The sequence below is a fragment of the Mammaliicoccus sp. J-M40 genome (assembly GCF_022386395.1).
Lineage (GTDB): Bacteria > Bacillota > Bacilli > Staphylococcales > Staphylococcaceae > Mammaliicoccus > Mammaliicoccus lentus.
In genome coordinates, this window is sequence record NZ_JAJNIQ010000015.1 from 29,969 (window position 1) to 48,611 (window position 18,643).

The 18,643-nt window shown below is 31.1% G+C and carries 17 protein-coding genes and 3 pseudogenes; 8 read left to right on the forward strand and 12 right to left on the reverse strand.

The features are described 5' to 3' along the window. Nucleotides 1-4 precede the first annotated feature (4 nt). On the reverse strand, nt 5-1,114 hold the full coding sequence (locus LQ688_RS12905; RefSeq protein ID WP_070045299.1) for a glycosyltransferase family 2 protein: 1,110 nt from the start codon (nt 1,112-1,114) through the stop codon (nt 5-7). After that, nucleotides 1,111-2,454 (reverse strand): glycosyltransferase family 2 protein, encoded by a 1,344-nt coding sequence (locus tag LQ688_RS12910; RefSeq protein ID WP_239752856.1) that lies wholly within the window; start codon nt 2,452-2,454, stop codon nt 1,111-1,113. Before LQ688_RS12910 ends, LQ688_RS12905 begins: the two co-directional genes overlap by 4 nt. Before the next feature lie 294 nt (nt 2,455-2,748). Here LQ688_RS12910 and tagD point away from each other — a divergent pair, with 294 nt between their 5' ends. Next, complete coding sequence (tagD, locus tag LQ688_RS12915; protein WP_070045303.1) at nt 2,749-3,141, forward strand: glycerol-3-phosphate cytidylyltransferase; 393 nt, start codon at nt 2,749-2,751, stop codon at nt 3,139-3,141. A gap of 70 nt (nt 3,142-3,211) precedes the next feature. On the opposite strand, the gene LQ688_RS12920 is transcribed toward tagD, so the two are convergent. Continuing rightward, nucleotides 3,212-3,571 (reverse strand): hypothetical protein, encoded by a 360-nt coding sequence (locus LQ688_RS12920; RefSeq protein WP_070045304.1) that lies wholly within the window; start codon nt 3,569-3,571, stop codon nt 3,212-3,214. A 250-nt stretch (nt 3,572-3,821) separates the two neighbouring features. On the opposite strand from LQ688_RS12920, the gene LQ688_RS12925 reads away from it, so the two are divergent. Further along, on the forward strand, nt 3,822-5,759 hold the full coding sequence (locus tag LQ688_RS12925; RefSeq protein WP_070045306.1) for a CDP-glycerol glycerophosphotransferase family protein: 1,938 nt from the start codon (nt 3,822-3,824) through the stop codon (nt 5,757-5,759). A 98-nt stretch (nt 5,760-5,857) separates the two neighbouring features. Here the strand turns inward: LQ688_RS12925 and galE are convergent, their stop codons facing one another. The 7 genes from galE to panB all read right to left on the reverse strand — a co-directional run bounded on the left by galE (nt 5,858) and on the right by panB (nt 11,774). Further along, complete coding sequence (gene galE / locus LQ688_RS12930; protein WP_239752857.1) at nt 5,858-6,844, reverse strand: UDP-glucose 4-epimerase GalE; 987 nt, start codon at nt 6,842-6,844, stop codon at nt 5,858-5,860. A 21-nt stretch (nt 6,845-6,865) separates the two neighbouring features. After that, complete coding sequence (locus tag LQ688_RS12935) at nt 6,866-8,008, reverse strand: aminotransferase class I/II-fold pyridoxal phosphate-dependent enzyme (RefSeq protein WP_239752858.1); 1,143 nt, start codon at nt 8,006-8,008, stop codon at nt 6,866-6,868. Between the two features lie 5 nt (nt 8,009-8,013). Next, nucleotides 8,014-8,634 carry an acetyltransferase gene (locus LQ688_RS12940; protein WP_239724428.1) on the reverse strand — a complete coding sequence of 207 codons (621 nt, stop codon included), beginning with the start codon at nt 8,632-8,634 and terminating at the stop codon, nt 8,014-8,016. Further along, nucleotides 8,631-9,227: a sugar transferase gene (locus tag LQ688_RS12945; protein WP_064205273.1), complete on the reverse strand. Its 597-nt coding sequence runs from the start codon at nt 9,225-9,227 to the stop codon at nt 8,631-8,633. The genes LQ688_RS12940 and LQ688_RS12945 overlap by 4 nt, the downstream gene beginning before the upstream one ends. Before the next feature lie 16 nt (nt 9,228-9,243). Further along, nucleotides 9,244-9,870: a glycosyltransferase gene (locus LQ688_RS12950; RefSeq protein ID WP_345773185.1), complete on the reverse strand. Its 627-nt coding sequence runs from the start codon at nt 9,868-9,870 to the stop codon at nt 9,244-9,246. A 255-nt stretch (nt 9,871-10,125) separates the two neighbouring features. Further along, nucleotides 10,126-10,968: a pantoate--beta-alanine ligase gene (gene panC / locus LQ688_RS12955; protein WP_239752860.1), complete on the reverse strand. Its 843-nt coding sequence runs from the start codon at nt 10,966-10,968 to the stop codon at nt 10,126-10,128. Beyond that, complete coding sequence (panB, locus tag LQ688_RS12960) at nt 10,965-11,774, reverse strand: 3-methyl-2-oxobutanoate hydroxymethyltransferase (protein ID WP_218729845.1); 810 nt, start codon at nt 11,772-11,774, stop codon at nt 10,965-10,967. Before panB ends, panC begins: the two co-directional genes overlap by 4 nt. A 61-nt stretch (nt 11,775-11,835) precedes the next feature. On the opposite strand from panB, the gene LQ688_RS12965 reads away from it, so the two are divergent. The 6 genes and pseudogenes from LQ688_RS12965 to LQ688_RS12990 all read left to right on the forward strand — a co-directional run. Beyond that, nucleotides 11,836-12,696 carry an oxidoreductase gene (locus tag LQ688_RS12965; protein WP_239732605.1) on the forward strand — a complete coding sequence of 287 codons (861 nt, stop codon included), beginning with the start codon at nt 11,836-11,838 and terminating at the stop codon, nt 12,694-12,696. A 69-nt stretch (nt 12,697-12,765) separates the two neighbouring features. Then, a complete protein-coding gene (locus LQ688_RS12970; protein ID WP_064205268.1) occupies nt 12,766-13,638 on the forward strand; it encodes an SDR family oxidoreductase in 873 nt (290 codons plus the stop codon). Between the two features lie 288 nt (nt 13,639-13,926). Then, the gene (locus tag LQ688_RS12975; protein WP_064205267.1) at nt 13,927-14,964 is read left to right on the forward strand and encodes a quaternary amine ABC transporter ATP-binding protein; all 1,038 of its coding nucleotides are present in this window, start codon (nt 13,927-13,929) and stop codon (nt 14,962-14,964) included. Beyond that, nucleotides 14,957-15,793: an ABC transporter permease gene (locus LQ688_RS12980; RefSeq protein ID WP_239732604.1), complete on the forward strand. Its 837-nt coding sequence runs from the start codon at nt 14,957-14,959 to the stop codon at nt 15,791-15,793. The genes LQ688_RS12975 and LQ688_RS12980 overlap by 8 nt, the downstream gene beginning before the upstream one ends. A 17-nt stretch (nt 15,794-15,810) precedes the next feature. Beyond that, nucleotides 15,811-16,689 (forward strand): glycine betaine ABC transporter substrate-binding protein, encoded by an 879-nt coding sequence (locus LQ688_RS12985; protein WP_017000277.1) that lies wholly within the window; start codon nt 15,811-15,813, stop codon nt 16,687-16,689. A 155-nt stretch (nt 16,690-16,844) separates the two neighbouring features. After that, a pseudogene (locus LQ688_RS12990) lies at nt 16,845-17,234 on the forward strand (zinc-binding dehydrogenase); the annotation flags it as partial. 87 nt (nt 17,235-17,321) lie between these two features. Here LQ688_RS12990 and LQ688_RS12995 read toward each other — a convergent pair. Next, nucleotides 17,322-17,872: pseudogene (locus LQ688_RS12995) on the reverse strand (recombinase family protein). Between the two features lie 252 nt (nt 17,873-18,124). Continuing rightward, nucleotides 18,125-18,553 (reverse strand): annotated as a pseudogene (locus LQ688_RS13000) (AAA family ATPase); the annotation flags it as partial. Nucleotides 18,554-18,643 lie beyond the last annotated feature (90 nt).

Below are 18,643 nucleotides of genomic sequence, written 5' to 3' on the forward strand. Positions count from 1 at the left end.
TCTCCTATTTAAACTTTCTCATTTTACTTAGTATTCTATACAACTTTATACTTTTACTTTTTTTAAACTGATTATATATTCTATAATTTCTCTCTAGATTTTTTCCTTCATAAAAATATTTTCTTCTTGATGTTAATAGTTGTGCATATGATATTGCTAATTGGTACTCTTCTTTTTGAATTAAATTAATAATTGGTATTTCATTTTGTAGATACATCTTAAAAACTGCTTTATTATAATTCAAAATAATATTTCTTATTTCTTTAAATATAGTAATTTTCGTATTTTCATCTAATTCTTTAAAATCTTCATCTAGCACTTTCCAAAATATTGATCTCAGAGCATTAATTTTAAAAAACTCTAAACATTCATCGTTATAATAAGAGCGACAAGTATTATATGCCTCTATATCATTGTATATAGAGGGCTTTATAGCTTGGTGAGTTAATGATTTATTAGCGTCTTCTTCTCTATTTCTATATCTATAAACGATATCTGGCGTATATGAGAAAGATTGAGCTTTTGCATACAGCAAAGTATCTACAATTTTGTCTTCTCCATTTTTCATATCTTCTACAAACTTAATTTCGTTATCTAAGTAAAATGACGTTCTTATTAATTTAAGGACAACACCAATTTTCACTTGTGCAAAAAATGGTGTATCTAATAAATTTGTTGATTTATAAGTTTTCATTAACTTATGTTCTCTGAAAGTAGGATGAAGAAATTCTGAACCATCTTCGTTTACAGAAACCATTCTCCCCATAGCAAAATCATCTTTTTCATCCATAATACTTAACAATACTTCATATGTATTTTCCTCAATCGTATCATCAGGATCCATAAAATGAATATAATCTCCCGTAGCCATTTCTACTCCAATATTTCTAGGTTTTCCAGGAGAACCTTGATTTACAGGTAGTTTATAATATATTAAATTAGTAAACTTGTGTTTATTTTCCTGTATTATGTTAGCAGTATTATCTGTAGAACAGTCATCTACTAATATGATTTCTAAATTTTCTTCACCAATGGTTTGGAATAACAAAGAATCTAGACATTCTTCTATATAATCCTCAACGTTGTAAATTGGTAAAATTACTGAGATTTTCATTTCTTTGCTCCCTTTTTCATAATTCTTCTGTATAACCTTTTCACTAGCGCATCATTTTTTACCCAAATTATTGTATTTGTTTCGATATCTTCAACTTTGAATCTGCATCCAAACAATAAGCATTTCAAAGGAACTTTAGCTATATATTTAGCCATGCATATATCTTCTAGAGGATGGCCTAATAATGTAACATCTCGTAATTCTTTAACAGTTGCAGTCGTAACTTTTTTCTTACCAAAACAAACGGAAACACAAGACCGGTAATCTAAACCACACATGTTTTTAGAGAAAGAAAATACCATTCTTTGAGTTCTCCAATTATATTCATTGATAACTAATTGAATATCCTTATAATGGTTAAAATAAGGAAACTTCACACCTTTCAAAGAATATAAATAGGCTTTATAAACATTCAAACAGCTTAAATTATCTATTATTTTCAAATCTATATACTTAAACACTTTTTTTGAATAAAATTCAAAAGACCTATCAATATTTGTGTGCATTTCGTTAATATATTTCTGATTATGCTCTACTAAATAATCTAAATAATGTAATGCAATTAAATATTGAATATATGGTATTACACGACCATGTATAGCAATTGATTTTTTAATTAAAGAAAAATAACTTTCTTTAATATGATACGTGTAACGCTTTTCTGAAGACCATATTTTGCGACTTAGCGAAGTCTCATTATTACGGTCATAATAATAATGACTGTCCTTTAACACCCCATACTTTAGCTCGCTTAAAATAATAGAGTTAAACATGTCTGCATCTTCCCAATAAGATAAGGTTTCATTAAACTTTAACTGACCACTCTCATACAACTCCGAACTAAAAACAATCCCACCAATATGGAAATGAATACACTTATAATCTCGCATAATATCAATAAAGTTCTGCGACCTCTGAAACCTATAATTCAGTACATGATCATATGTCTGTTCATTTCTCATAACCTTAATTGGTGTAATAGCTACTTTAATGTCTCTATGTTCACTAAAGAAATGCTTAGCAACTTTGACAAAATTTTCGCTAATTAAATCAGAGTCATCAATAAAAGTAATCAAATCTGTATCTTTATCAATAGAATCTAATCCTTTATTTCTAGCAACACTAACACCCTTATTTTCTTGGTGAATAACAATAACATTATCTAACTTTCCATAACGATCTAAAATATCCTTTGTACGGTCTGTACTACCATCATTTACAATAACAAGCTCAGAACGTTCGTTCTCACAACTCTTTAAAATACTTTCAATTGTGTTTCTTATCGTATCCTCAGCATTGTATACCGTAACTATAATTGAAATTTTTAAATCATCTTTCACATTAATTAACCATCCTATAATAGTTTTTTCATGTTGTGTATGTCTTTATAATCCAAATAACTTAACTTAATTATACATATTTACTATTAATTTACAATTATATTTTCGGTTCATCTATATTTAAAAATAATTATATATTTTTAATATGTAATGGCATCTACTTCTTAATAAAAAAACTCTAACCTTAAAATGGTCAGAGCTTTTAAAATTGTTATTTTTACTTTCTGTTAGATAATCGTTTACATTACGTTTGCAATATATTAACATTTATATAATGTTATAAGGAGGTTCATTATGAAAAGAGTCATTACTTATGGTACATATGATTTGCTACATTACGGACATATAGAATTACTTAGAAGAGCTAAAGAATATGGCGATTATTTGATTGTGGCACTTTCTACTGACAATTTTAATAAATTAAAAGACAAAAAATCTTATTATAGTTATGAACAAAGAAAGATGATGTTAGAATCTATTCAATTCGTTGATCTTGTTATTCCTGAAAATGAATGGGAACAAAAAGTAAAAGACGTTAAAGAATACAATGTAGATACATTTTTAATGGGTCATGATTGGGAAGGTGAGTTTGATTTCCTTAAAGACCTATGCGAAGTTATATATTTAAATCGAACAGAAGGCATTTCAACAACTCAAATTAAAAAAGAATTATATGGAGATAGTTGATTAAACACAACACAAAAGCCCTGCACACGCTTCTATTCTGAATGCGTGTGTAGGGCTTTTAATATTCCTTCTATTCACTTTTACTTTCTTTAATTTGCACTGATTCTTCATATGCGTACACCGCTTCTTGGTAATTATTACTGCGCGGTAATATTTTCTTTTCGACTGCTTGGTTATATGCATCCATTTTTGTTTTTTCATCTTTTTTGCTATAGATAATTTCAGCTAAGTCTTGTTGATTATTTATTTTCATTTCTGAATCTTGTTTTTCTTCCGTTTTCTCTTTCTTTTCTTTAGATGATTTAGCATCTTTCTTTTGTTCTGTAGCTTTATCATCTTTTTCATCGGTACCCATTTCCCCCGTTATCATTAAATAACCCGTAAATATTGTGAAACATATGACTAATATAACTGGTATCAGATTTTTCATTTGTATACCTCTTTCTCTAGTTTCTATTATCATTAATATTAAACTACAAAATATTGATATACAACTATAGAGAGCTTCTTTGAATGAAATCATGATTTTTTAATAAATATCACATTCTAGTAACATAAAACCAAAAATTACTTAACTTTAAATTACAATACAAAAAATATTAAATATTTTAAAAAGTATATTGAATATAATTATAGGATTGATATAATTATTAGCATAATAATAAAAACGGGGTTATAAAATGAAATTAAGAGTTATTAACAATGAGTTTATTTTGAGTGATGTTGAATATAAAAATATTTATGTTTATCATAAAAATAATAAACTCAATTTCAAAAAGGAAAATGACAAATTTATATTATCTTACAATGACTTACAAGAGTTTTTAACAGATCCCAATGAACAACTATTACTCTATAATGAAAACGATAAAATAATAAATATTGACATTGACCAAGAAGAAGTGAATTTTGGGAAGAATTCACTTCTAAAAAATGGTAAAAATAGATATTACATCTATATTAATTCTAGAAATAATTTATCTTTGATTTATAATAAGAAGCCCTCTTTAAATCACCTTTATAATAGAGATGCTGAGTATAAAGGGACAAAAGTTATTGGTGAAGAAATCCATTTATATTTTGAATTCGTCTCTAAATACTTCTTACCTACATCTATGTCATCTACAATTGTTATCAGAAAGACAAAAAAACAAATAAATATTCCAGTGGATAATTTCGACTGTTTTAAAGAAAGTAATAATAGATATAGAATTTATGCTACTATAATTTTGGATGTACAGAATATTACAAAATTATTAGGTGAAGATGCCGATATATTAAATTATGATTTTAATGTATATGATGTGTTCTTCAATTATAAAATAAATGAATTTCCTTTAACCAATTTGACTCCAAAGATAAAGTTTTTTGAAAAAGATAAACTTTATTATAATGATGAAAATTGGATAACATTTGATAATGATAATCAAATGTTAGTTAGATTCTATCGGACTTTTCATGGTTACTTATCATTTAAAATAACTATTTTACCAAAAGATACTTATTTGTATTATATAAATGAAATAAAAAAGAAAAATATAAAAAATAATAAAACTACTATAGTTTGTATAGAATATCCATCAAGTGCACAAGATAATGGCTTAGTGTTTTTTGAATATCTTATGAAGAATTACTCTAAAAAATATAATATCTACTATATAATTAATCAAAATAGTAGTGATTTAAAAAATTTAGAAAAATATAAAGATAATGTAGTGTATTATAAATCACCAGACAATTTAAAAGTATTATATGAAGCAGATGTTATATGTCATACTCATACTTCTTATTACACTTTACCTTTTAGAGCAAATGAGTTAGAGAGAGAATTATCAACTAAAAAGAGAGTATTTTTACAACACGGGATTATTGGTGTTAGGAATTTACGTGGAATGTATGCTAGAAAACCACATGAAAGATTTACTGATTTGTTTGTTGTATCTTCAGAGAGAGAAAAAAAAATAATTGTAAATGGTTATGGTTTTTCTAATGATGAAGCAATTCTAACGGGATTACCAAGATTTGATATGTTAATTAAAGAGAAAAGAAATATTATTAAAAAGTTGAAAAAAAAGAAGAGTATACTATTAATGCCCACTTGGCGCCCAGCACAAGATGTTTTATCTGACGATGATTTTATGAAAACTGACTTTTATAAAACATTTAATAACCTTATTAATAATAGTGATTTTAAAAAAATGGTGAATTCAAATAATTATATAGTTAATTTATTTTTACATCGTAATTTTCAAAAATACAATCATTTATTTAAATCTAATATAGTAAATACTTTAAGTAATGAAGAGCATGACATTAAAGATTTATTATATAATAGTAATGTTCTTGTCACTGACTATTCTAGTGTCGGACTTGATTTTGCAATTATGGGCAAAAAAGTATTATATTATCAGCCACCACAAATCATGGAAAAACAATTAAAATCTATTAATAATATTGAGTTACCAGGTAAAGTTGTTAAAAATGACCATGAACTTATTAATGAATTAAAAAATATTAAAGCAGATAGTGATTTAGATTTAGCACATTTGTATAAATTTAAAGATAAAAAAGCCTGCGATAGAATAATGAAACATATGATTAAACAATTTGGAATATAAAAATATAAGTTAATAATATACGAATTAAAAGTAAGAATTCTGTATTTTACTAAATTCTTACTTTTTAATTTTATGTTACATCTCTACAATTTTTTTGTTTATAAATACCCTTCTGGATACTTCTTATGAAATGCCCATGCTGTTTTTATAATTTCTTCTATATCTGTATATTTTGGTTTGAAGTTTAATTTTTCGACTGCTTTTTCTGTTGAAGCAATAAGTATACTTGGATCGCCTGCTCTTCTTTGTTCTACTTTGCATGGAATGTTATGACCTGTTACTTTTCTTGCTGCTTCAATAATTTCTAGAACGGAATACCCTTTTGAACTGCCTAAATTTATTGATTGGCTCTCGCCACTATCATTTAAGTATTTCAACGCTTTTATATGTGCGTCCACCAAGTCTGATACGTGTAAGTAGTCTCTTATACATGTTCCGTCTTTTGTTGGGTAGTCATTTCCGTATATAGCAATTTCTTTTCTTTTTCCTAATGCTACTTCTAATATTATCGGTATTAAATGTGTTTCTGGGTTATGGTCTTCGCCTATTGTTGCGCCAGCTTTTGCACCGGCTACGTTAAAGTATCTTAATGCTATATAATTTAATCCATATGCTTTGTTTGCCCATTTAACCATCTTTTCCATTACTAATTTTGATTCACCGTATGGATTTGTTGGTTGTAATATCGTTTCTTCTTTAATAGGTACTTGCTCTACTTCGCCATACACTGCTGCAGTTGATGAAAATATTAATTTGTCGATTGAGTATTTTTTCATTGTTTCGAGTAACACCTGCATACCATACATATTATTATTAAAATATTTAAGTGGCTTTTTCATAGATTCGCCAACTAGTGAGTATGCACAGAAGTGCATGACTGCATGAACTTTCTCGTTTTTAAATACATTTTCCATAAACGCTATATTTCTACAGTCCCCTTCATAAAATTTAGCTTTATGATGTATGGCTTCTTTATGTCCTGTTTCTAAATTATCGACTACTACTACATCAAACCCTTCCTCAATTAATTGATCTACTGCATGAGATCCAATATATCCTGCACCACCTAGAACTAAAACTTTCATTTTCCCTTCCTCTTTTACTTTTTAGTTATATTGTTTTGCAAGTTTATTTATATGTTCAATAACAATATTCAATTGTTCTTCTGTCATATTTGAGCCTGACGGAAGACATACCCCTGTTTCAAATAGTTTTTTCGAACTATCTTCTTTTTCAAATATGTAGTCATACCCCTCATACAATGGTTGCAAGTGCATCGGTTTCCACACTGGCCTCGCCTCAATATTATGTTGATGTAGGTATTCTATTAACGTTTTAGCAGTAAATCCTGTCTTTTCTGAGTCTATCGTTAAAGCTGTTAGCCATCTATTAGATTTACTGTTCTCTAATTCTGGTTGGAATTGAAATCCTTCTATTTTATTTAATACGTCGTAATAAGTATCAAATATAGCTCTTCTTTGATTTACACGTTCTTCTAATACTTCCATTTGGCCTCTACCTATACCTGCTGAAATATTACTTAGTCGATAATTATAACCTAACTCACTATGTTGATAATGAATGGCTTTATCCCGTGCTTGAGTCGCTAAATATAATGCATGTTCTATACTCTCTCCATTGCTTGAGACAAGCATACCTCCACCGCTCGTTGTAATAATTTTATTCCCGTTGAATGAAAATATCGCGTAATCTCCGAAACTTCCACTTTTCTTACCTTTATATTCTGACCCTAACGACTCTGCTGCGTCTTCTATTAACTTTACGTTGTATTCGTCACACAACGCTTGAATTTCATCCATTTTGGCTGACTGTCCGTATAAATTCACAACTATAACAGCTTTAGGTCGTTTACCTACCTCAGTATATTTTTCTAAAGCTTTGCGTAAAGCACGTGGCGACATATTCCATGTATCCATTTCAGAGTCGATAAATACTGGTGTCGCTTTTTGATATAAAATAGGATTAGAAGTTGCGCAAAATGTTAAAGAAGAACAAAGCACAATATCTCCTTCACTTACTCCACATTCTATTAATGCTAAATGTAAAGCGAATGTCCCGCTTCCAACTGCTAAAGCATGTTCTACTTGGACATAATTTTTAACAGTGTTCTCGAATTCAGTTACATTTTCTCCAAGCGGTGCAATCCAATTTTGTTTGAAAGCACTGTCTATATATTTTTGTTCATTTCCTCCCATGTGAGGCGATGATAAATATATTGTTTGATTCATTCTACCTACCTCCTAATAGGCTTTGCAGGTGTCCCAACTACTATTTGATGATTTTCGACATGATTTACCACTGTAGCGCCAGCCCCAACAATTGCGTCGTCGCCAATTTTTAATGCTGGTAATACTGTAGCGCTAGCACCTATTTGTGATGCTTCTCCAACTTCTACGCCTCCTGTTAGCGTTGAATTCGGTGAGATATGGACATAGTCTTTAATGACGTTATCATGCTCGATGATGGATCCTGTGTTGATAATGTTATGTTTACCAATTGATGTTTCTGCGTTTATAACACTATTTGCCATCACGACTGTCCCGTTCTCTATTTTCGCTGATGAACTAACAATCGCTGATGGATGTGTCAGAACAGGAAATTGTTCAATTGAAATTGCTAGTCTATTAAACAATCTCTTTCTTATATAATTATTACCTATAGCAATATGGAATACATATTCCGCTTTATATAAATGAATATTTTTCAGATTATCGTATATTAAATTTTCTTCTTTGTGATATTCTGTTATGTCATCCGTTAAATAGCCTTTAAGCTCATATTCATCACTTAAATCAATTATTTCTTTAACTACTTTCGCCTGGCCGCCATTTCCTATTAACAGTATAGGTTTCATAGTGGATTACCTCTAAATTTCTCCATTGTTACATGGTTAGCAGCTGTAATATCTTTTCTTTTGATGACATTCATAATCGTCTTATATAAGATAAACATATCTAACTTAAATGATTGATTTTCCACATACCACACATCTAATTTGAATTTTTCTTCCCAAGATATAGTGTTACGGCCATTCACCTGTGCCCATCCTGTTATACCAGGTTTTACGAGATGTCGCTTTCTTTGTTCTTCTGTATATAACGGTAAGTAGTCCATCAAGAGTGGTCTTGGCCCTACTAGACTTAAATCACCTTTTAATACATTAATTAATTGTGGTAGTTCGTCTATACTCGTTTTACGAATGAAATCCCCTGTCTTTGTCATTCTATCTTTATCAGGTAATAGCTCACCATTTAGGTCTCTTTCATCTGTCATTGTTCTAAATTTTAAAATCTCAAATGGCTTTTCATCTTTACCTGGTCTCGTTTGCTTAAAAAATATAGGTTTGCCAATCTTTTTGTTGATTACTATTGCAGTTCCTAAAATAACAGGAGCTGAAACTATTAAAGCAGAGAATGAGACCGTTATATCTAATGTTCTTTTTAACATTGAATCACGCCTTTGTTTATTTTGATAATACTTTATCGTATATACATTTCATTTGTTCTAGCACAGTAGTTTCGGAATATCTTTCTTTTATTTGTTCATTATTCAAGCCCATATTATGACGTAATTTTTTGTTCTGAATTAACGTTATAAACTTATCTATTAATTCTTCGTCATTATCTAATTCGATTGTGAAACCATTAATTCCGTTTTGTACTAAATCCGTATTACCACGTATATGACTTACTATTAATGGCTTATGCAATGCCATGCCTTCTAATACACATCTCGGTAATCCTTCTTGAGTTGATAATAAAGCAACGATGTCTGACTGATAGATTATTTCTTTAATATCTTGTCTATATCCTGCAAATATAACGCCTTCAAGGTTGTGATTCGCCACATATTCTTTATATACTTCTCCCATTTCCCCACTACCGATGAGCACTAACTTTGCACGTGGACATTTATACATAATCTTTTTCCAATTTTTAAGTAAGTATAGCTGATTTTTTCTTTTACTCATTTCTGCCACGTAACTGATGATGATATCATTTGAATCTAAGCCTAATTCCTCTCTAATACTCGTATGATTATCAATATTAACAGCATTATATTCACTTAAATTAACACCGATACCATTAATGAAATGAACATTTTCTTTATTAAAAAATTGTTGTGCGCTCTAAAAGTTGATTTGTTGGATGTAGCTTTTTTGTATTTGAGTCATGCTATTGATAAATAAGGACGTATTTTCGTCATTATATTTCCATATATGCAAAATACAGGTCGATAAAATATAATTATCGAACCGCAAATACAAAAAAGCAGTAGAAATATGGTTTTGACCATGATTTTCTACTGCTTTTCATTTTCCTATATACTTATCTCCACTAAGATTTTATATAATCACATTATCTATCAATCGTGCTTGTGAGAATTTAACGGCTAATGATATGAAGATTTGTCCCTTAATGGTTTGTTGTTCTATGAGTTCGGGGTAGCTATATACTGCGACTTCTACTATCTCTCCGCTCACATTTTTTTCTAAATATGTTGTAATAGCTTCTATTAACACTTTGCTATTTCTTTCGCCTGCTTCATATAATTCTTTAGCTTTTTGTAAGCTTTTAGATAAATGTACCGCTTCTGTTCTTTCTTCTTCTGTTAAATATACATTTCTTGAGCTTTTGGCTAAACCGTCTTCTTCTCTGACTATATCAATAGGTACAATTTCTATATTATGATTAAAGTCTTGGACCATTTTTTCGATAATGGCTAATTGTTGTGCATCTTTTTTCCCGAAGTATGCTTTTGTTGGTTCTATTATATTAAATAATTTATTAACAACTGTTACTACACCGTCAAAATGTCCTGGTCGTTTCTTACCTTCCAACACAGTAGCTAAATATCCTACTGTAATAGACAAACTTAATTCTCCTGGATACATCTCTTCTACTGTTGGATGAAAAACAAAATCTACACCTATTTGTTTCAGTTTATTTAAGTCTTCTTCAAAAGGTCTTGGATAATCGTCAAAGTCTTCGTTTGGCCCAAATTGTAATGGATTTACGAATATACTCACGACTGTTATGTCATTTTCTTGAATAGATTGTTTCATCATTTTTAAATGACCGTCATGTAAAGCACCCATCGTTGGTACAAGTCCAATAGTCTTATTTTGTACTTTATATTTTGAAGAAATATTCATCATTTCTTTTATATATTCAATTACTTGAGTCACTTACCTGTCTCTCCCATCACTTTCTTTTTATACGTAAATTCTTCTGAAGGGAAAGCGCCACTCTTAACTTCTTTATGATAATTATTCAACGCATCTACTCCAGTTGAAAAGTTTCCATATTGTTTAACGAACTTAGCAACATGTTCTGAACCGTAGTTTAATAAATCGTGATATACCAATACTTGGCCATCTGTTCCTTTACCTGCTCCGATACCGATGACAGGGATAGTCAGCTTTTCACTAATGACTTCTGCTAAGTCACTCGGTATTGCTTCTAATACAAGCATAACTGCTCCTGCAGCTTCTACTTCTTGTGCATGTTTAATTAACTGTTCTGCATCTTCTTTAGAACTTGCTTGTAACTTATATCCTGTTATGCCAACACTTTGTGGTGTTAATCCTAAATGGGAAACGACTGGTACGCCGATTTGCGTGCAACGTTCGATTAAATTTGTGTGCATGCCTTCTATTTTGACGGCATTCCCTTTTGTTTCTTTGTATAAATCAATAGCATTTTTGATATCTGTTGCATCGTCTATTCCGATAGCGCCAAATGGAACATCAACTACTACAAAAGTATTTGGTGCACCTCTTCTTACTGCCTTAGCATGATGAATCATATCGTCCATCGTTACTTCAACTGTACTATCGTATCCTAGTACAACCATGCCTAATGAATCACCGACTAATATCGTATCAATTTGTGCTGATTCTGCTTGCTTAGCACTTGGATAATCATACGCAGTAATCATTGAAATTTTTTCTGTTTGTTCTTTCATGACTAACAATTCTTTAATTGTTTTCATCCCGTACCACCCTTAAATTTTTGTTATTATATATATAATAACACCGAAAGGAAAATAATAAATGAAAAAGTTTGGAATAATTGGTCCAGGTGCAGTTGGTACAGCAATTGCTTTTGCCTTACGAGAAAACGCTCTTGATGTTACATTATTAGGCAGAGAAAATTCAGAAGTTCAATTTCAAGATTACAATGAGCAAGCAATTCATACATTGCCCGTAGCGTCACTTAAATCCTCAACAGAAACATTTGATATTTTATTTATAGCTGTTAAGACTACTCAACTCGATCAAATCACACCTCATTTAATAAATATCACACATGATAAAACAGTTATTATACTAACTCAGAACGGTTATGGTCAGCTTAAACAGATTAACCATTCTCATGTATATCAAGCGGTTGTTTACATTAGTGGTCAAAAAACAGATCAACAAGTTACCCATTTTAGAGATTGGACATTAAAGTTACCTATCAATAATGATACTTTGTTACTAAAGAGTTTAACTAAAGATAGCATTTTAAATATTGAATGTATCGAAGACTACTACGAACAAGTCTGGTATAAACTACTCGTCAATTTAGGTATTAACACTGTAACAGCTATAACTCGCCAAACAGCAAAAGTACTCAAATCAGATGGTATAGAAAATCTTTGTCGTAACCTTTTAATAGAAGGAAGACGAATTGCTTCTGCTGAAGGTATTCATTTTAACGAGCAATTAATTGACAGTATCATGAATATTTATGCAGGATACCCAGATGATATGGGTACAAGTATGTACTATGATGTCATCAATCATAAATCACTTGAAATTGAATATATTCAAGGTTATTTGCTAGAACAAAGTAAAAAACATCAACTTTCAACACCTCTAATAGAAAACTGTTATGCAATATTAAATACATTTCAGCCAGAAGTCTAAGCTGTTTTATTTTTCATTGACGGGGTATGTTAAATAATAACCATTAAATGAAAAGGTGATGATTTTTACATGAAAGATAAATTTGAAAAGAAACATGAAGAAATCGAAGGTTACACACAAGATGTACAACCAGGCGTTGAACATGAAATGGAACCGAAGCCTATTATAGAAGATGAAGATTATAAAGCTGGCGGCAAATTAAAAGGTAAAGTTGCTTTAGTGACCGGCGGAGATTCTGGCATTGGAGAAGCTACAGCTATTTTATTTGCTAAAGAAGGCGCTGATGTTGCGATATCTTATTATGACGAAGATACTGATGCGCAATACGCTATAAAAAGATTACAAGAAATCGGTGCGAAAGCTAAAGCTTATTCACACGATCTAAAAAAAGACAATCATGCAGAAGAATTAGTAAATAATGTGATACAAGACTTTGGCAAAATTAATATCCTCGTTAACAACGGTGGTATTCAATATCCACAAAATAATTTTGAGGATATTTCTAAATCACAATTACAAGAAACATTCGAAACAAACTTTTTCGGAATGTTCTATTTATCCCAGGCAGTCTTACCGCACCTTAATAAAGGTGATGCTATCGTTAATACAACGAGCGTAACAGCATATCGAGGTTCGGCTCACCTTATTGACTATTCAGCTACTAAAGGTGCTATCGTATCATTCACAAGATCGCTTGCAACTACACTAGCTGATAAGGGTATCCGAGTGAACGCTGTTGCACCTGGTCCGATATACACACCATTAATTCCAGCTACATTCGATGAAAGTAAAGTTGAGAATGCTGGATCTGATACGCCACTAGGTCGAAGAGGACAGCCAAGTGAAAACGCACCTGCCTATGTATATTTAGCATCACAAGATTCCACTTATGTAACAGGACAAGTAATTCATGTAAACGGTGGAGACTTCATGACAACTTAATAATTACACTGAATTTTTAAAAAATTTAAAGAAAAAAATTCTTTTTTCAAAGCGCTTATTTTAAATATGAAGAAACACGTCTTTATGTCTAAAAATTAAGCGCTTTCTTTATTGTTATTAATACTGGTTTGAGCATTTAATATCTTATAAAATTAATTAACTTTTTATGATTTTTGCACGTAAGAATTTAAGTTTAATACGTTATAAATTGTGCAATATCAATTTGACTATAAAATTTTACTGTGCTAGTGTAATATAAGTCGATTAAATAGATAAGGACTGGTTATTTTGAGCAATATACAAATCAAAGACGTTACAAAAGTTTTCGGCGATTACAATGACCAAGTTAAATCACTATTAAAGGAAAATAAGTCAAAAGACGAAATCCTTAAAGAAACTGGTTCTACTGTAGCCGTTAAAAACGCTAACTTTACTATTGAAGATGGTGAGGTATTCGTAGTCATGGGGCTTTCCGGGAGCGGTAAATCAACGCTAATTCGCTTGATTAACCGATTAATAGACCCAACTGATGGCGATATCTTAATCAATTCAAATAATATTTCTTCTCTTAACAAAGAAGATTTAAGAAACTTCAGAAGAGATAACTTAAGCATGGTATTCCAAAGCTTCGCATTATTCCCCTTCAAAACTGTTGTAGAGAATGTTGCTTTTGGTTTAGAAGTTAAAGATGTTCCGAAAAAAGAACGATTAACAAAAGCTGAAGAATCATTAAAATTGGTTGGACTTGATGGTTACAAAGACCAATATCCAAATCAATTATCTGGTGGTATGCAACAACGTGTTGGTTTAGCTAGAGCTTTAGCTAATGACACAGATATCCTATTAATGGATGAAGCTTTCTCAGCATTAGACCCATTAATTCGTAAAGAAATGCAGAATGAACTATTACAATTACAACAAGATATGAAAAAAACAATTGTTTTCATTACACACGACCTAGACGAAGCACTACATATCGGGGATCGTATCGCATTAATGAAAGATGGTGCTATCGCTCAGGTTGGTACACCAGAAGAAATCGTTATCAACCCTGGTAACGACTATGTTAAAGATTTCGTTAAAGACATCGATCGTTCTAAAGTATTAAAAGTTAAACATATTATGGATTCAGTAGAAAATGTTGAAATGACAGACGATAAGACTTTCATAGATGCAGAATCACTACTGTTTGAAACATTTCCACATTTCAGAACGGGAACACATGAACTTTGGATTAAAGAGAACGACAAAATTGTTGGTAAATTAAACTTCAAAGAAGTATTCGATGTGTTAGCTCAAGGGAATGAGGTGATGGATCATGCTTAATCTATTACCTATCTTACCTCTTGGTGAATGGGCAGATTCGTTTGTTGAATGGTTAACTGATACGTTTAGTTTTATTTTTGATCCTATTAAAACGTATTTAGGAAACTTCATGCAGTTCATCATTTCATTATTAGATTTGTTACATCCATTCGTATTTATCATCATTGTTATGATATTAGCTTACTTCATTATGAATAAGAAAATCGTCTCACCTATTCTTGTAGGTATCGGCTTGCTCTTTATTTATAACCAAGAATTATGGGATCAGTTACTGAATACAATGACGTTAGTTATTATCAGTAGTTTATTATCAGTTATTATTGGTGTTCCACTTGGTATTCTAATGTCTAGAAGTGATCGTTTCCAAGCAATTATGAAACCAATATTAGACTTTATGCAAACAATGCCTGCATTTGTTTATTTAATTCCAGCAGTAGCATTTTTCGGTATAGGTATGGTTCCAGGTGTATTCGCTTCTATTATTTTTGCGACACCACCTACTATCCGTTTAACAAACTTAGGTATTAGACAAATATCTGCAGAACTAATTGAAGCAAGTGACTCATTCGGTACGACTTCAATGCAAAAATTAATTAAGGTACAACTCCCTCTTGCTAAAGCATCAATCATGGCCGGTGTTAACCAAACTGTCATGTTAGCTTTATCAATGGTTGTTATAGCATCAATGATTGGGGCACCAGGTTTAGGTAGAGACGTATTAAGTTCTCTACAACGTGCAGAAGTAGGAACAGGATTTGTAGCAGGACTAAGTATCGTTATTCTTGCTATCATCATTGACCGCTTCACTCAATCATCTAAAAACAAATAAACTTAGGAGGATTCAGAATGAATAACAAATGGCGTGTACTCGTTCTTATGCTATCATTAGCACTTGTATTAGCGGCTTGCGGGAATGGCGGCTCAAGTGAAGATGGAGACTTAGGTAAAAAAGATATTAAATTATCTTACGTTGAGTGGGATTCAGAAGTTGCCTCAACACATGTAATACAAAAAGTTTTAGAAGATGAAGGTTATAACGTAGAAGCTACACCTTTAGATAACGCAGTAATGTGGGAATCTGTAGCATCAGGTGAAACTGACGCAACAGTTAGTGCGTGGTTACCAGGAACTCATGGTGATTTATACAAAAAACATAAAAAAGATCTTGATAACTTAGGTGCAAACCTTAAAGGAGCTAAAATTGGTTTAGTAGTTCCTGAAGACTTCGATGGTGATTCAATCGAAGACTTGAAAGATCAAGCTGGTAAGAAAATTGTAGGAATTGAACCAGGTGCTGGTGTTGTTAAAGCATCTGAAAAAGCAGTTAAAGATTACAACTTAGATGGATGGGAAGTTGAAACTTCATCTTCAGGTGCAATGGCTACTACATTAGGTCAAGCAATGAAGAAAAAAGACGACATTGTAGTTACTGGTTGGTCTCCACACTGGAAATTCCAAAAATATGATCTAAAATACTTGAAAGACCCTAAAGGTTCATTCGGTGAAGCAGAACATATTAATACAATGGCTCGTAAAGACTTGAAGAAAGATAGTCCAAAAGCTTATGAAATTTTAGACAACTTTAACTGGAAGACAAAAGACATGGAAGAAGTTATGTTAGACATCCAAGAAGGTACATCACCTAAAAAAGCAGCAGCTAAATGGGTAGATGACAACCAAGATAAAGTTAAAGAATGGACTAAAGATTCAGACTCAGATAAATAATAGAGCGCGTGGTATAAACCATTAACTCAAAATAAAGCTCCTAACCCCTAGTTTATTGAACTAACGGGTTAGGAGCTTTTATTTATATATGCTTCGGGTTATGTGTTGGATTAATGAAGTAGATAATCCAACAAGGGTGTGTCTATTTTGATTACATAAATTCTGGGGAATCAAATCCAAGTGATGTTATTAGTAAATACACTGATAATGGCGTTGATGTAGCATTTGAGGTAGCTGGTGTAGCGCCAACACTTAAATCTGCAATAGATGTTACTAAAGCAAGAGGTATTGTTGTTATAGTTTCTATATTCGGTCATCCTATTGAATGGAATCCAATGCAATTAACTAATACAGGTGTAAAACTTACTTCGACGATTGCTTATACACCTACTACATTTCAACAAACAATAGACTTAATTAACGAAGGTAATTTAAAAGTCAAAGACGTCGTTACTGATGAAATTGAGTTAAATGATATTGTAGAGTCAGGATTTGAACAACTTGTAAACGATAAATCACAAGCAAAAATTCTCGTTAAATTATAATAAAGGTTATAAAAACTAATGAAAGGAGAATCTTCAAATTAGAGATTCTCCTTTTATTAGTTTTCTTGCTGTGATTATTTGTTTTTACTACTTCATTTTTATTATTCTATATACAGTAGAACGACTAACCCCTGTTTTTTTCGCAATCTCTTCACCTGTGAGATTCTGCTCATCATATAAAAATTTAATCTCTCTTTTCTTATGATCAGGTAATGAAGGATGTCCACCTTTTCGACCTCTTGCTCTTACAGCTTCCAAACCTTTTTTAGTTCGTTCACTTAACAAGTTAGCTTCAAGTTCAGCGAATGCACTCATCATTGTAAAGAACATCTTGCCCATTGCATCTTTGGTTGATACATTCATATCAATAATATGAAAATCAATGCCGTTTTCATCTAACCATTGCGATAGTTCAATTAACTGTTTTGTTGTACGTCCAAGACGATCTAGTTGTATATAACTAAAATATCTCCTTCACGTAAATAATCTAAGCATTTATCAAGTTCCGTTCGTATATTTTTGCGACCACTCGCTTTTTCGCTAAAGATACGTTCACAACCATATTCCTCAAGTGTATCAATTCGTCCATCCAGACTTTGATCTAGTGTTGATACACGTGCATAACCAATTTTCGCCATTTCATTTCCTCCTTTTGGATGGTTTTATGACATCTTATCCATACAATATACTTCTCGAGGCAAATGATACGTCTTATTCAAGTCTAAAAACTCATGAACTTCAATTTTTAAGACACATTGATTATAATACAAGTTATGATACTCAGATTACAAAGAAAATCCTCTTTGTCACTTTACTTGATATATGAGATTGATTTCACCTAATAAATGAGAAAAAGCAATGTACTTTAATATAGTACATTGCTTTTTCTATTAACGAATACCTATGACTAAACTATCTCTAGCTGTTTCTACCACTTCTGTACTGATTTTATCTAAGCCATTGATATCCATAACTCTATCTATCTGCGCAAATAAACGATGAATCAGCCTAAAATTCCCTTTTGTAATTTTAATAATCGTTGTTATTGCCTCATAATCAGTAAAATCTTCGAGTTTTAAATCAAATCCTAAATCTTGCCACTTATATTCTAATATATGATGCGTTTCATCTTTGCTTAGATTATCAAATTCATGCGCAAAACCTATGCGCGAATATAATTGAGGATAACGAGATAATTTCTTCTCAATACCTGGCATACCAATAAATATCATTGCTAAATTATGTTCATCATAAATAGCTCTTAATTGCTCTAAATGTTGCACTTTAAGACGATCAATCTCATCTACTATAATTAAATCGGTTCTGTTGCAAAGTTGAATTTATAGTATAATTTTAACAAAAAGGAGTCTTCTGTATGAACTATTTCAGATATAAACAATTTAACAAGG

Excerpts from the sequence above, each read along its gene's own strand:
- LQ688_RS12980 (WP_239732604.1), top strand. The coding sequence starts at position 14,957 with ATGCTTAATCTATTACCTATCTTACCTCTTGGTGAATGGGCAGATTCG.
- LQ688_RS12985 (WP_017000277.1), top strand. The coding sequence starts at position 15,811 with ATGAATAACAAATGGCGTGTACTCGTTCTTATGCTATCATTAGCACTT.
- LQ688_RS12945 (WP_064205273.1), bottom strand. The coding sequence starts at position 9,227 with ATGTTAAAAAGAACATTAGATATAACGGTCTCATTCTCTGCTTTAATA.
- LQ688_RS12920 (WP_070045304.1), bottom strand. The coding sequence starts at position 3,571 with ATGAAAAATCTGATACCAGTTATATTAGTCATATGTTTCACAATATTT.
- panB (WP_218729845.1), bottom strand. The coding sequence starts at position 11,774 with ATGAAAACAATTAAAGAATTGTTAGTCATGAAAGAACAAACAGAAAAA.
- tagD (WP_070045303.1), top strand. The coding sequence starts at position 2,749 with ATGAAAAGAGTCATTACTTATGGTACATATGATTTGCTACATTACGGA.
- galE (WP_239752857.1), bottom strand. The coding sequence starts at position 6,844 with ATGAAAGTTTTAGTTCTAGGTGGTGCAGGATATATTGGATCTCATGCA.
- LQ688_RS12940 (WP_239724428.1), bottom strand. The coding sequence starts at position 8,634 with ATGAAACCTATACTGTTAATAGGAAATGGCGGCCAGGCGAAAGTAGTT.
- LQ688_RS12905 (WP_070045299.1), bottom strand. The coding sequence starts at position 1,114 with ATGAAAATCTCAGTAATTTTACCAATTTACAACGTTGAGGATTATATA.
- LQ688_RS12925 (WP_070045306.1), top strand. The coding sequence starts at position 3,822 with ATGAAATTAAGAGTTATTAACAATGAGTTTATTTTGAGTGATGTTGAA.
- LQ688_RS12970 (WP_064205268.1), top strand. The coding sequence starts at position 12,766 with ATGAAAGATAAATTTGAAAAGAAACATGAAGAAATCGAAGGTTACACA.
- LQ688_RS12965 (WP_239732605.1), top strand. The coding sequence starts at position 11,836 with ATGAAAAAGTTTGGAATAATTGGTCCAGGTGCAGTTGGTACAGCAATT.
- LQ688_RS12935 (WP_239752858.1), bottom strand. The coding sequence starts at position 8,008 with ATGAATCAAACAATATATTTATCATCGCCTCACATGGGAGGAAATGAA.